Below are 12,595 nucleotides of genomic sequence, written 5' to 3'. Positions count from 1 at the left end.
TTTGGTACGCGCGATTCACAGCCAAAATTTTTCGGTGGAAAGAATCGCAATTGACTCGAATCGAGAGTTGCGAACTTAGCGTTTTTCGCAGGAGAACAAAACAGGAAAGTGAGCGCTGCTGACACCGCATTGCAAGGCTGTCGCGTCTCTTTCATCCTCATGCCATTGAATCGCCCCAATCCGCCCGCCGCGCCACCTTGAACGCGTCACCGTCGCGCTTGGTGAAGAGCCTTTCGCTGGCGCTGCCGTTTGCCTCGCAAAGCTTGAGCACGACCTTGCCGGAACCGGATTTCGGCGGCGCGACGACCCGCGCGGCGCGGAAGGCAGCCGGCTGGCGCGAAGCGGCGACATAGATGAATTTCTCATCTTCCCACGGTACTTCCGCCTCTTTGGCCAGGCGGTGCAGGCGCGAGCGGGCGACGCGGCGGGAAAAGTGGCACCAGTCCGGCGGTTTGAGCGGGCAGGGCGCCTCGTGCGGACAGGGCGCCAGCACATGCGCGCCGGCCGCGATCAATTGTGCGCGTACAGCTAGAATGCGCAGCCAGCCCGCCGGCGTGCCCGGCTCGACAATCAACAGCGTGTCCCTGGTGAGTTGCCATAGCCGGTCGACCAGTTTGGGCAGGGACGCCGGCGCGATCTCGTCCAGCACATAGGCGCATGTGACGAGGTCGGCGGACTGGAGGTCGGCAATGTCCGTCGTGACATCGCCGGCCCGCCAGACGGTCCGCGCCGTGATCGCATCGGCGGCAAGCGTCTCACCGACCTTGCGTACCGCGGCACTCGCCTCAAGCAGCGTGGCCAGTTCCAGTTCAGGCCAGAGATCACTGGTGGCCCAAAGCACGGTGCCGGGGCCGGCGCCGACGTCGAGCAAGGTCGCGGGTGCGAAATCCGGCCGGGCTTCGGCGAGCGCATCGAGGCTGGCGCGGACCGCGGCGTAGGTCGCCGGCATCCGCGTCGCCAGATAGGCCTTGACCGCCATGTCCTGCGCCATATGCAGCCGACCGTCGCGCAATTCGGCGCGGTAGCGGTCGGACAGGGTTTTCGCCGCCTGTTTCAGGTCCGGCAGCGGCACCTTTTCCAAAAGGCGATCGACAGCCTGCCGAAGAGCGGCCGGCAGCTCCACGGCTATGCCCCTCTCGGTGCAAGCAGGATGATCGAGGCGCCAGCCATGCAGAGCGCCGCGCCGGCAAGGTCCCAGCGATCTGGCCGCACGCCCTCGGCCAGCCACAACCAGGCGAGCGAGGCAGCGATGTAGATACCGCCATACGCGGCATAGGCGCGGCCGGCCGCATTGGTGCCGACCAACGCCAGAAGCCAGGCGAACACAATCAGAGAGGCAAAGCCAGGCAGCAGCCAGAGCGGCGACTTCTCCAGCCGCCACCACGCCCACACCGAAAAGCAGCCGGCGATCTCGGCAAGCGCCGCGGCTGTGTAGAGGAGATAGGTCATGAAAAAGGCCTCGCGACGATCACGAGGCCTTTTTCGGGGCAGGAGCCTGCAATGGCAAGCGCCAATAATGCGTCCCGTCAGCGCTGCCCCTATTCCGCCACCTTGCGTCGGCGGGCGGGCTTGGCGGACTTCTCGACAGGAGCCGCCTCGCGGCGGCCCATGTCACGCAACTCCAGCGCCTTCTCGCATTTGCCCATATAGTCGCGCGTCATGGGCAGCGTGTCGTTCTTCTTGGTGATCTGGAACTGGAAAATCACCAAGTCCTGCCAACGGAAGGCAGCTTCCGAGGCGGCCAGATAGAACTCCCACATGCGGCAGAAACGTTCGTCATAGATCGCCTTTGCCTTGTCCCGGTTGGCGGCGAAGCGCTGGCCCCAATGCTTCAGCGTGTCGGCATAATGAAGCCGCAGAATCTCGACGTCGGTGACCACGAGGCCGGACTTTTCGATCGCCGGCAGCACCTCGGACATTGCCGGGATGTAACCGCCCGGGAAAATATACTTGCGGATGAAGGCGCTGGTCGCCCAAGGCACGCCGGAGCGGCCGATCGTGTGCAAAAGCATGACGCCATCAGGCTTCAGCAATGTTGCCGCCTTGTCGAAGAAGGTGCGGTAATGGTTGACCCCGACATGCTCGAACATGCCGACCGAGACAATGCGGTCGAAGCGTTCGTTGAGCTCGCGATAGTCCTTCAATTCGAAATGGACGTGGTTTTCCAGCCCTTGCGCATGGGCCCGGTCGGTGGCGACGCCATGCTGTTCCGTCGACAGCGTCACGCCCTGCACGTCGACATCGAAGGCCTTGGCCAGATAGAGGCCGAGCCCGCCCCAGCCAGAGCCGATGTCGAGCACCGTCTGGCCGGCCTTCAGCCTGAGCTTGGCGGCGATATGACGTTTCTTTGCGGCCTGCGCCTCGTCGAGCGTCATGTCCGGCTGCTCGAAATAGGCACAGGAATACTGCATGTCCTCATCGAGGAAGAGCCGGTAAAGCTCGCCCGACAGATCGTAGTGGCGTTGCACGTTGCGGCGCGAGCGCGCGGCGGTGTTGATCTGCTGAAGGCGGCGGAAGGCGTGGCGAAGGCCCTCAATGGCTTTCGACCATGTCGCGTCGATGCCGCCGCTGCCCATGTTCTGGAAGGCAATGCGCATCAGTCCGAGCACGCCGCCTTCCAGAATGTCCAGCTCGCCGTCCATGTAGGATTCAGGCACCGCCAGCATCGGATCGAAGGTGATGGCGCGCTCGGCATGGCGGGTCTTGATGTGCATGTGCACCAGCTCGCCGCTGCCGTCGCCGAAGATGAATGTCGTGCCTTTCGGCCCGGTTACCTTGAGACTGCCCGTGCGCACAAGGCGGTCGAGAACGCGCTTCAACAGAATATTCATGGTCCGGTGTCCCCTCACGGTCAGACAGGCTGTCCTACTCTGCATCAATATATAGGGTTTCGAAAAGTTCCTTTTGGCACAAAAATGCCCGGGCGAGAGGCCCGGGCATTGGTCCAGAAATGACTGGAAATCGACAGCATGATCGGAGCGCCGGTCCGGCGCTCGGAGCGCATGTGATCAGGCGTTTTCTTCGCCGCCTTCGAACTCGGCATTCGGATCGAAGAAGTTTTCCGGCCGCGCATTGTCGTTGATGTCGTCGCCATAAATGGCTTCGGCGGTGGTCAGCGTCTCGCCCTTGGACTGGCGCTCGGCTTCGTCAGCCGTGCGGGCGATGTTGAGGGTGATGGTGACTTCGACTTCCGGATGCAGCGCGATCGCCACATTGGTGACACCGATGGTCTTGATTGGCTGGTTGAGCTGGATCTGGTTGCGGTTGACCGTGAAGCCTTCCGCGATCAGCAGGTCGGCGATGTCGCGCGTCGACACCGAACCGTAGAGCTGACCGGTTTCACCAGCCGAGCGAACGGCGATGAAGCTCTTGCCGTCGAGCTTTTCGGCAACCTCTGCGGCTTCCGACTTGCGCTCGAGGTTGCGGGCTTCGAGCTGGGCGCGCTGGCCTTCGAACTTCTTTTTGTTGGCTTCGTTGGCGCGCAACGCCTTGCCCTGCGGCAGCAGGAAGTTGCGGGCAAAACCGTCCTTGACCTTGACGGTATCGCCCATCTGGCCGAGGCGGGAGACGCGTTCGAGAAGGATGACGTCCATGATTATGTTCCTTTTGGTTGGGCGTCCGCCCACAAGGCCGACGCCGAATTCTCTGGAACAGGTCAGGAAGCAAAAGGGCGTTGCCGCCGGTGTCGCTGTCCTGCCTGTCGCGGCAGTTAGAGGTTTTGACCCCAACTCGGGATTTGATGCTAACCGGTCATGCCCGTCATGGCCGGTGACAGGAACGGGCGGCGAACCGCCCGTTCGGAAGACTTAGCGAACCACGTAGGGCAGCAGGCCGAGGAAACGGGCGCGCTTGATCGCCTTGGCGAGCTCGCGCTGCTTCTTCTGGCTGACGGCGGTGATGCGCGACGGCACGATCTTGCCGCGCTCGGAAATGTAGCGCTGCAAAAGACGCACGTCCTTGTAGTCGATCTTCGGGGCATTGGCGCCGGAGAACGGGCAGGTCTTGCGGCGGCGATGGAAAGGGCGCCGGGTCGGGATCTGGTTGATGTCGACCATTATTCTGCACCCCCTTCAAAACCTTCGCGCGGACGGCGCGGACCACGGTCGCCGCCTTCGCGATCGCCGAACGAACGCGGGCCACGATCGCCGCGGTCGCCGAAGCTGCGGGCCGGCCGATCGCCACGGTCGCGATCGCCGAAGCCACCGCGCTCGGAGCGCTCTTCGCGCTTCTGCATCATGGCCGAAGGGCCTTCCTCATGCGCCTCGACCTTGATGGTCAGGAAACGCAGCACGTCCTCGGACAGACCCATCTGGCGCTCCATCTCGTTGAGCGCTGCCGGCGGGCAGGTGAGGTCCATCAGCGTGTAGTATGCCTTCCGGTTCTTGTTGACCCGGTAGGTGAGGGACTTCAGTCCCCAGTTCTCGACCCGGCCGACGGACCCGCCATTCGCTGAGATGACACCCTTGTACTGTTCGACAAGCGCATCGACCTGCTGCTGCGAGAGGTCCTGCCGGGCAAGAAACACATGTTCGTAAAGAGCCATTATGGTTCAGTGCCTTTCTTCGTTTCTCTCCCGGTTCCCGGCGGCAAAAGCCTCTGCAACTTCTCTGACCCGCATGTGCCTCAAAGGCGCGGGGAAGAAAGGAGCATGACGAGACGGTCGAGAGCGGAGACACGGGAGGCGGAAGCGCTTCTGGCTTCACACGAAGGTTTTCAAAAAACCTCCGGCCCTCCGTTCAGCCCCCAGCTGGGACCGGCAGATTGGCGGCGTCTATAAAGCAATCCGCTGATAAAGCAAGGCCAAGCGCCATTCCCTGATGTCGCAGGCCGCAAGGACGAGGTGGCAGCACCGGCAAGGCCTGGCGATTTCCCGGCAACCGGCCCTTAACCACAATGTCAGGTTGTGCAGGGTTGAGCCACGCCGTCAACGGTCGATTCATCATGCAAGGCGCAAAAGCCCGATAACCGCGCATATCGAGCGGCAAGCATTTGCGGGGTAAGGATGCTTCTCAACAGATTCTGGCGCTCGAAGAGCGGCAATTTCGCGCTTCTGATGGGATTGGGGCTGCCGGCCATTCTGTCGGCCGTGGCCTTCGCGACCGACGTCTCGACCATGATGCGGGCAAAGAGCAACCTGCAGAATGCACTCGATGCGGCAAATCTTGCCTCTTCCCATCTTGGCGATCTGGACATTACCCGCACCGATGCTTTCGACCGCTATTTCCAGGTCAACATCGCCGGGCATGGTGAACTCGTCAACGCCAAGGCGACCCTGGCCGTCGACCGGGGCGTCAATTTCATCAAGACCAAGGCGGTGGCCTCGGCCGACGTCGGCTTGAATTTCGCTTTCCTGTTTGGTCAGAGCAAGCACATCGTGGTCGATGCCTCGGCGGTCGAATCGAACAATCAGCTCGAAGTCGTGCTGGTGCTGGACAATACCGGTTCTATGGCAGGCGTCCGCATTGCCGCGCTGAGAACAGCGACGAAATCGTTGCTGGACACGCTTGAAGCGACAAAGTCGCCGACGCGCGAGGTCCGCGCCTCGCTGGTTCCTTTCGTCACGGCCGTCAACGTCAATGGCGACGAATTCGATCCGTCATGGGTCGACATGGACGGTAAATCCTCAACCAATGGCGTCAATTTCCCGGTCGTAGATGGCAAGCGGCCCAACCATATGGCGCTGTTCAAGCAGCTCAAGGAGAATGGATGGACCGAGCCCGGATGGAACGGCACAGGATGGAAGGGCTGTGTCGAGGCGCGACCGGGCGCTTACAATATTTCGGACACCCCACCCGATCCGGCCAAACCCGACTCTCTGTTCGTTCCGTATTTTGCACCGGACGACCCGGAAGATGCCCAGATGCCGTCAGCGTCCTATGGCAATTCGGCTAAATATTACAATAACTCCTATCTGGACGACGTCAGCGACAAGGCCAAGCTCGCCAAGCAGAAAGGCAACCTCCTGCGTATCGATTTCAGTGATCTTCTTGGCGATGTGTTGGCGCCTGGAAATTCCGCCAAGGAAAAGATCGCCAAATATGTCGCGCCCGCCAGGGAACTCATCACCGAGACCGGCTCCGCCATCACCGTAGGCCCGAACCGTGCGTGTCCGACACCGGTGGTTCCCCTGACCGGCGATTTCGACAAACTGCGCAAGGCAGCCAGTCAGATGACTGAGTGGAACGGCTCGGGGACCAATGTTTCCGAAGGCCTGTCATGGGGCATGCGCGTGCTCTCGCCTGGCGCGCCGTACACCGACGGCGCGCCATGGAAAACACCAGGCGTTAGCAAGATCGTGCTGCTGCTCACCGACGGCGAGAATGTCGTTTATGGCGCCAGCGAACAGCCAACCAAATCCGACTACACATCTTATGGCTATCTCGCGGGTGGCCGTTTCGGATCGGACAACCAGACGGCAGCGGCGCGCAACGTCGACGGGTGGACCAAGAGCGTCTGCACTCAATTGAAGGATGAGGGCGTGCAAATCTACACCATGGTGCTACAATCCGACACCGCCGCCAACCGCACCCTTTACAGCGCCTGCGCCTCGACCCCCAGCGACTATTATGCCGTCAACGATCCGGCCAAGCTGCCGAACGTGTTTCTGCAGATCGCCAACAAATTTTCGAAGCTGCAACTGACGAACTGAGTTGGCTGATCCGAAGGCGGGCGGCAGGGAAATCAATCGCCCGCCGATCGGTTCAACTCGTATGCACGACGACCTTGTCGACCGTTTCGGGGAAGAAGTCGGGCGCGGCATGGCGCTTGCCGAACATCATGTCATACTGGATCAGCTGGAAATCGCGGATCGCCGGGTCGATCTCCTTCTGACGCGACCAGTCGGGCGTGGCCGCGCCGGCCGGGGTGAGCAGCAGGTTGCGGTCGACAACGCGATAGCGCTCCCGCATCTCGCCCAGGAAGCCGGTGTAGTAAGGATGGGTGATGCCGGCGGCGGTGAGGATATGATAGGGCAGGAACGCGGGGCTGACCGTGCCCAGGTTCTCGACCGGGCCCGAGCGGTTCGACCAGATGATCAGCGGTGTCGCGTGATGTTCGAGGGCGGCTTCCGGCGTCGGTTCCTTGCGCGGTGCGACGTTGTCCTTCAGGAAGCCGGTCTCGACATAGACCGGTCCGAGCGGCGGCAGGTGGTCACCGAAAAACGCGACAATCGTCGGCCGCTCGCGCGTCTTGGCCCATTCGATCAGCCGTTCAAGGCCGCGGTCCGCGTCGGCTGAACCTTCGGCGTAAGAGAGCAGCGAGTCGCGCGCCCACTGGCTGATCGGCGCTTGCACCGAATGGGTCGGGTTCGAATAACGGTTCGGTTCATAGGGGCCGTGGTTCTGCAGGCTAACGGCGAAGAAGAACACCGGGTCCTCGCTGGCGTCCGCTTCGCGTATGATCTCGTCGGTCATCGCCGCGTCGGATGCCAGCGGTCCGCGCTTTTCCATGGGCGGCAGCGTCTCTTCCGATTTGAAGTCGTTGAAACCGAAATCGGCATAGACCGCCCCGCGGTTCCAGAACCAGTTCGTGCCTGGATGGATGGCGCGTGCCCTATAGCCTTCGCTCTTCAAGAAGGTCGCCATCGACGGCGTCGGGGTGCGGACATATTGCTGGTAGGGGATGCTGCCGGCCGGCAGGAAAGCATTGGAAAAGCCGGTCAGCGCTTCGAATTCGATGTTGGCGGTCATGCCGCCGAATTCGGGCGAGAACATCGAGCCCGAGCGGAGCGCCCGCACATTGGGCATCGGATCGGGGTTAATGGTGACTCCGGGCAGCTTGGTTGGATCCCAGAAGGATTCGCTCATGACGATGATGATGTCCGGCTTCTGGGCCGGCACCGAGGCGGTCACCTCGGGCCGCTCGATCGCCGCGATCGCCTTGTCGGAATAGCCCGGCGGTGCCGAGACATGCGCCATCGGCACGTTGAGCGCGAAGGCGAGCGCGAAGCCGTTGGAGGCGTAGTTTTCCTTCTGGTCCCACATGATCGGGATGATCTGCAGCCGGTCCCTGGTCCACGAGAAGGTGGCGTAATCCATGATCGAGACGAAGAAGGCGAGCAGCGGCACCGCCAACGTCAGCCGGGCAAGGCGGCCCTTGCGGCTGAGGGCCGGAATCTTGCGGCGCCATAGCCGCCAGCCATAGACGAGCAGGGACAGGCCGGCGACGATGCCCGCGACCATGGCCAGCGCCGTCATTGGCCGCTCACGCACCAAGAGCGGCAACAGGGCGAAGATCTGGCGGGCGTAGAGGAAATCCGTCGGGTAGAGCGGATCGCCGAGATAATGCGACTTCTGGTGGCCGACAAAGGCCAGCGACAGGGTCAGCGGCGCAACGATCATCAGGCTCTGATGACTGCGGCCGAGCACCGCGTCGAGACCGATCAGGACCAGCGCGAAGACGACGATGGTTGTCCAGCCCGGCTTGAACGGCTGCAGGAAGAAGGAAACGGTGCCGGCGATATCACCGCGCACGATCAATTCGATGGCGAACACTAGGACGGCCGAGATCACTAGGCTGATCAGCCCGTAGCGGACAACAGGCCATCTACGACCCGGCAGATAGCCGGTGGACGGATCGTCTTCCAGGAACTGCGGCGCCGCGTTGCCGGCACGTTTGAAACTCTTTGCCACTTTAACTTCCCACCCGAAGACAACCCACGTCATTCGATTGTCATATAATTGTCACGCAAAGCTAGCGCCTGTGGCGGAAATAAGAAGAGCCAGCGAACGATTCGTGAGCGGTTTTCATCAGGTGTGATCGCCAAAAAGCCTTTCGGAACAGGCACTCACACATGGATAAGCCCATTGGCATGGGCTGAAGTGGCTTGACTTGGCGGCCTGCCTTGCGTCACAGGCAGGAAAAATTCGTAGTATCAGGCAAGCAAAACCAGTCAGGGGAGCCCTCGCATGGCCGTTGCATTCACCTTTCCGGGACAGGGTAGCCAGGCTGTCGGCATGGGCAAGGATCTTGCCGATGCCTTTCCGGAGGCACGCAGGATTTTCCAGGAAGTCGATGACGCGCTCGGCGAAAACCTGTCGAAGCTGATCTGGGAGGGTCCCGAAGAGACGTTGACGCTGACGGCCAATGCGCAGCCGGCGCTGATGGCGGTGTCGCTGGCGGCGATCAGGGCGCTGGAAACGCGCGGTTTCTCGCTGAAGGACAAGATCGCTTATGTCGCCGGCCATTCGCTGGGCGAATATTCGGCACTCGCCGCCGCCGGCTTCGTTTCCGTTGCCGATGCCGCCCGTCTGCTGCGCATCCGCGGCAACGCCATGCAGGCAGCGGTGCCGGCCGGCGAGGGCGCCATGGCGGCGATCATCGGGTTGGAGCAGGCCGATGTCGAAGCCGCCTGCGTTGAGGCCGCCCTGGGGGCTGGCAAGGGGGCCGTCTGCCAGGTGGCGAACGACAATGGCGGCGGCCAACTGGTCATATCGGGGGCGAAGGCGGCGGTTGAACTGGCAGCGAAACTGTGCACCGCAAAAGGCGCCAAACGGGCGCTGATGCTGCAGGTTTCGGCGCCCTTCCATTCCGCGCTGATGACGCCGGCGGCCAATGTCATGCGTGAGGCACTTGCCGGCGTGACAACGACCGCGCCCATCGTTCCCGTGGTGTCCAACGTATCGGTGCAGCCGTCCACCGATCCTGACGGGATCGCCGGGCGCCTGGTCGAGCAGGTGACCGGTCGCGTCCGCTGGCGCGAAACGGTGGAATGGTTCGGCGCCAACGGCGTCACCACGCTTTACGAGATCGGTGCCGGCAAGGTGCTTTCAGGATTGGCTCGTCGCATCAACCGCGACATCGCCACCGCCTCCGTGGGTTCCGCAGCCGAGGTGGAGGCGGCTGTGGCTGCGCTGTGACTTCAATTCGTCGCCGCCGACATCTTCTTTGACGACTTTTTTGGAGATATCGGATTGGGGATTACCGCGCAATCTGCGATGTACAGGACAGGCGGCTGGTCATTCTGGTGGTAACGATTGGCCATCGGGGTGATGTTTGTCGATAACCGTCCGTACGATTTGAGAAGAGGACAAGAGATGTTCGAACTGACCGGCCGCAAGGCGCTTGTCACCGGCGCATCGGGGGGCATCGGCGAGGCGATCGCCAGGGTGTTGCATGCGCAAGGCGCGACCGTCGGCCTGCACGGCACGCGCGTCGAGAAACTGGAGACGCTGGCCTCCGAACTGGGCGACCGGGTCAAGCTGTTCCCGGCCAACCTGTCGAACCGTGACGAGGTCAAGGCACTCGGCCACAAGGCGGAGGCCGATCTGGAGGGCGTCGACATCCTGGTCAACAATGCCGGCATCACCAAGGACGGCCTGTTCGTGCGCATGTCGGACGCCGACTGGGATACGGTGCTGGAGGTCAATCTCACCGCCGTTTTCCGGCTGACCCGTGAACTCACTCACCCGATGATGCGCCGCCGCCATGGGCGCATCATCAACATCACTTCGGTGGTCGGGGTGACCGGCAATCCCGGCCAGGCGAATTACTGCGCCTCCAAGGCCGGCATGATCGGCTTGTCCAAATCGCTGGCGCAGGAGATCGCCACCCGCAACATCACCGTCAACTGCGTCGCGCCGGGCTTCATCGAATCGGCAATGACCGACAAGCTCAATGACAAGCAGAAAGAGGCGATCATGGCGGCCATCCCCACCAGGCGCATGGGCACCAGTGCCGAAGTGGCATCCGCCGTTGCCTATCTGGCTTCGAATGAGGCAGCCTACGTAACCGGGCAGACCATTCATGTGAATGGCGGTATGGCGATGATCTGAGCGAGGTCCGAGAGCAACACCGACGGGCTGTGAAAACCCACCATTTCGGCTTGGACCTCGGCTATTTTTCGTGTAATGCGGCCCGCAACCCGGCGGTTCGGGCAAAACCGGTCCGTGGCCGTTGCGTTTCCGGCAGGACCATCTTTCAGCTTGATTAGCGGCATTCCGCCCGCTAACGAAGACAGACAAACAAAAGACGAGGATGCCCCAAATGAGTGACACCGCAGAGCGCGTCAAGAAGATCGTCATCGAGCACCTTGGCGTCGATGCCGACAAAGTGACGGAGCAGGCGAGCTTCATCGATGATCTGGGCGCTGACAGCCTCGACACAGTTGAACTCGTCATGGCGTTCGAAGAAGAATTCGGCGTCGAGATCCCCGATGACGCGGCCGAGACCATCCTGACGGTCGGCGATGCGGTGAAGTACATCGACAAGGCTTCGGCCTGACGCTTTTCGCAGTCGTCACCGGGGAGGACCTGCGATGAGGCGTGTCGTCGTCACGGGCCTTGGCCTGGTTTCGCCGTTCGGTATGGGCTTCGAGCACGGCTGGAAGGAACTGCTGACCGGCCGCAGCGCTGCCAAGCGCGTCACCGAGTTCGAGGTGGACGATCTTGCCTGCAAGATCGCCCACGTCATTCCGCGCGGCGACGGCTCCAACGGCACGCTCAATCCCGAAGCCATTCTTGAGCCGAAGGAACTTCGCAAGATCGGCGACTTCATCCTGTACGGGATCGCGGCCGCCGATGAAGCGCTGAAGGATTCGGGCTGGCAGCCTTCAACCGAGGAGGAGCGTTGCGCCACCGGTGTGCTGATCGGCTCCGGTATCGGCGGTCTTGAGGGCATCGCCGAGAACGCGATCATCCTCAAGGAACGCGGCCCGCGCCGCATCAGCCCGTTCTTCATTCCCGGAAACATCATCAATCTCGTTTCGGGCCAGGTTTCGATCCGGCACGGGTTGAAAGGCCCCAACCACGCTGTCGTCACCGCTTGCTCGACCGGTGCGCACGCCATTGGAGACGCCGCCCGGCTGATCATCTTCGGCGATGCCGACATCATGCTGGCTGGCGGCGCCGAATCGCCGGTGACCCGGCTGTCGCTCGCCGGCTTCGCCGCGTGCCGGGCGCTGTCGACCGAGCGCAACGATACCCCGCAAACGGCCTCGCGGCCCTATGACCGCGACCGTGACGGCTTCGTCATGGGCGAGGGCGCCGGCGTCCTCGTGCTGGAGGAGCTCGAGCATGCCAAGGCGCGCGGCGCCAAGATCTATGCCGAGGTGACCGGCTACGGCCTGACCGGCGACGCCTATCACATCACCGCACCGGCTGAAGATGGCGACGGCGCTTTCCGTTGCATGACGGCGGCATTGAACCGGGCAAAGCTTACGCCGGCCGATGTCGACTACATCAATGCGCACGGCACCTCGACCATGGCCGATACGATCGAACTCGGCGCTGTCGAGCGGCTGGTCGGCGATGCGGCGTCGAAGATCTCGATGTCGTCGACCAAATCGTCGATCGGCCATTTGCTGGGAGCGGCAGGCGCGGCCGAGGCGATCTTTTCGATCCTCGCCATCCGCGACAATATCGCGCCGGCGACCATCAACCTCGACAATCCAGAACGCGAAACCGCGATCGACCTGGTGCCGAACAAGCCACGCGCCCGCCAGATCGACGTGGCACTGTCCAATTCCTTCGGCTTCGGCGGCACCAACGCCTCGCTCGTCTTCCAGCGGTATAATGGCTGACGGTCCGGTTGCCGGACAATGCTTTGGCGTGTCGTGAATTTTGCCATATTCACCCCTACTCTGCCGCAGGGGATTCGT

The 12,595-nt window shown here is 62.2% G+C and carries 12 protein-coding genes and 1 pseudogene; 6 read left to right on the top strand and 7 right to left on the bottom strand.

Annotation, left to right across the window (positions count from 1 at the left end; translation table 11 throughout):
• Positions 1-157: 157 nt before the first annotated feature.
• From X739_RS144815 to rpsF, 6 genes are all read right to left on the bottom strand, one after another.
• On the bottom strand, positions 158-1,123 hold the full coding sequence (locus tag X739_RS144815; RefSeq protein ID WP_023773387.1) for a small ribosomal subunit Rsm22 family protein: 966 nt from the start codon (positions 1,121-1,123) through the stop codon (positions 158-160).
• Positions 1,124-1,125: 2 nt separating this feature from the next.
• Positions 1,126-1,449, bottom strand: a complete 324-nt coding sequence (locus X739_RS144820) for a YnfA family protein (RefSeq protein ID WP_023782884.1) — start codon at positions 1,447-1,449, stop codon at positions 1,126-1,128.
• An 89-nt stretch (positions 1,450-1,538) separates the two neighbouring features.
• Positions 1,539-2,831, bottom strand: coding sequence for a cyclopropane-fatty-acyl-phospholipid synthase family protein (locus tag X739_RS144825; RefSeq protein ID WP_023795299.1), 1,293 nt, complete (start codon positions 2,829-2,831; stop codon positions 1,539-1,541).
• Positions 2,832-3,008: 177 nt separating this feature from the next.
• Complete coding sequence (gene rplI / locus X739_RS144830; RefSeq protein ID WP_023773390.1) at positions 3,009-3,593, bottom strand: 50S ribosomal protein L9; 585 nt, start codon at positions 3,591-3,593, stop codon at positions 3,009-3,011.
• Between the two features lie 213 nt (positions 3,594-3,806).
• A complete protein-coding gene (rpsR, locus tag X739_RS144835; RefSeq protein WP_006203718.1) occupies positions 3,807-4,055 on the bottom strand; it encodes a 30S ribosomal protein S18 in 249 nt (82 codons plus the stop codon).
• A complete protein-coding gene (gene rpsF / locus X739_RS144840) occupies positions 4,055-4,543 on the bottom strand; it encodes a 30S ribosomal protein S6 (RefSeq protein ID WP_015318508.1) in 489 nt (162 codons plus the stop codon). The genes rpsR and rpsF overlap by 1 nt, the downstream gene beginning before the upstream one ends.
• Before the next feature lie 459 nt (positions 4,544-5,002).
• Here rpsF and X739_RS144845 point away from each other — a divergent pair, with 459 nt between their 5' ends.
• Entirely contained in the window at positions 5,003-6,649 is a 1,647-nt protein-coding gene (locus X739_RS144845) for a pilus assembly protein (RefSeq protein ID WP_023795298.1), read from the top strand.
• A 52-nt stretch (positions 6,650-6,701) separates the two neighbouring features.
• Here X739_RS144845 and X739_RS144850 read toward each other — a convergent pair whose 3' ends face one another.
• Positions 6,702-8,663, bottom strand: a complete 1,962-nt coding sequence (locus X739_RS144850; RefSeq protein WP_023795297.1) for an LTA synthase family protein — start codon at positions 8,661-8,663, stop codon at positions 6,702-6,704.
• Positions 8,664-8,906: 243 nt separating this feature from the next.
• Here X739_RS144850 and fabD point away from each other — a divergent pair, with 243 nt between their 5' ends.
• The 5 genes and pseudogenes from fabD (at position 8,907) to fabF (ending at position 12,517) form a co-directional block, all read left to right on the top strand.
• A complete protein-coding gene (fabD, locus tag X739_RS144855) occupies positions 8,907-9,857 on the top strand; it encodes an ACP S-malonyltransferase (RefSeq protein WP_023773393.1) in 951 nt (316 codons plus the stop codon).
• A 38-nt stretch (positions 9,858-9,895) separates the two neighbouring features.
• Positions 9,896-10,003, top strand: a pseudogene (locus tag X739_RS1000000168325) (type II toxin-antitoxin system RelE/ParE family toxin); the annotation flags it as partial.
• A gap of 31 nt (positions 10,004-10,034) precedes the next feature.
• Positions 10,035-10,772, top strand: a complete 738-nt coding sequence (fabG, locus tag X739_RS144860) for a 3-oxoacyl-[acyl-carrier-protein] reductase (RefSeq protein ID WP_023795296.1) — start codon at positions 10,035-10,037, stop codon at positions 10,770-10,772.
• 211 nt (positions 10,773-10,983) lie between these two features.
• Complete coding sequence (locus tag X739_RS144865; protein ID WP_006203723.1) at positions 10,984-11,220, top strand: acyl carrier protein; 237 nt, start codon at positions 10,984-10,986, stop codon at positions 11,218-11,220.
• A gap of 34 nt (positions 11,221-11,254) precedes the next feature.
• The gene (gene fabF / locus X739_RS144870; protein ID WP_023773396.1) at positions 11,255-12,517 is read left to right on the top strand and encodes a beta-ketoacyl-ACP synthase II; all 1,263 of its coding nucleotides are present in this window, start codon (positions 11,255-11,257) and stop codon (positions 12,515-12,517) included.
• The last annotated feature ends 78 nt before the right edge of the window (positions 12,518-12,595 follow it).

This window comes from Mesorhizobium sp. LNHC209A00 (genome assembly GCF_000502915.1).
In the GTDB taxonomy this organism is placed as follows: Bacteria; Pseudomonadota; Alphaproteobacteria; order Rhizobiales; family Rhizobiaceae; genus Mesorhizobium.
The sequence above is the reverse complement of the archived record's forward strand: the minus strand, read 5'-3'. Positions and strand labels throughout refer to the sequence as shown.

Bases quoted from the DNA above. Each gene is read 5' to 3' on its own strand.
- X739_RS144820 (WP_023782884.1), bottom strand. From the start codon at position 1,449: ATGACCTATCTCCTCTACACAGCCGCGGCGCTTGCCGAGATCGCCGGC.
- X739_RS144825 (WP_023795299.1), bottom strand. From the start codon at position 2,831: ATGAATATTCTGTTGAAGCGCGTTCTCGACCGCCTTGTGCGCACGGGC.
- rplI (WP_023773390.1), bottom strand. From the start codon at position 3,593: ATGGACGTCATCCTTCTCGAACGCGTCTCCCGCCTCGGCCAGATGGGC.
- rpsR (WP_006203718.1), bottom strand. From the start codon at position 4,055: ATGGTCGACATCAACCAGATCCCGACCCGGCGCCCTTTCCATCGCCGC.
- rpsF (WP_015318508.1), bottom strand. From the start codon at position 4,543: ATGGCTCTTTACGAACATGTGTTTCTTGCCCGGCAGGACCTCTCGCAG.
- X739_RS144845 (WP_023795298.1), top strand. From the start codon at position 5,003: ATGCTTCTCAACAGATTCTGGCGCTCGAAGAGCGGCAATTTCGCGCTT.
- X739_RS144850 (WP_023795297.1), bottom strand. From the start codon at position 8,663: ATGACGTGGGTTGTCTTCGGGTGGGAAGTTAAAGTGGCAAAGAGTTTC.
- fabD (WP_023773393.1), top strand. From the start codon at position 8,907: ATGGCCGTTGCATTCACCTTTCCGGGACAGGGTAGCCAGGCTGTCGGC.
- fabG (WP_023795296.1), top strand. From the start codon at position 10,035: ATGTTCGAACTGACCGGCCGCAAGGCGCTTGTCACCGGCGCATCGGGG.
- X739_RS144865 (WP_006203723.1), top strand. From the start codon at position 10,984: ATGAGTGACACCGCAGAGCGCGTCAAGAAGATCGTCATCGAGCACCTT.
- fabF (WP_023773396.1), top strand. From the start codon at position 11,255: ATGAGGCGTGTCGTCGTCACGGGCCTTGGCCTGGTTTCGCCGTTCGGT.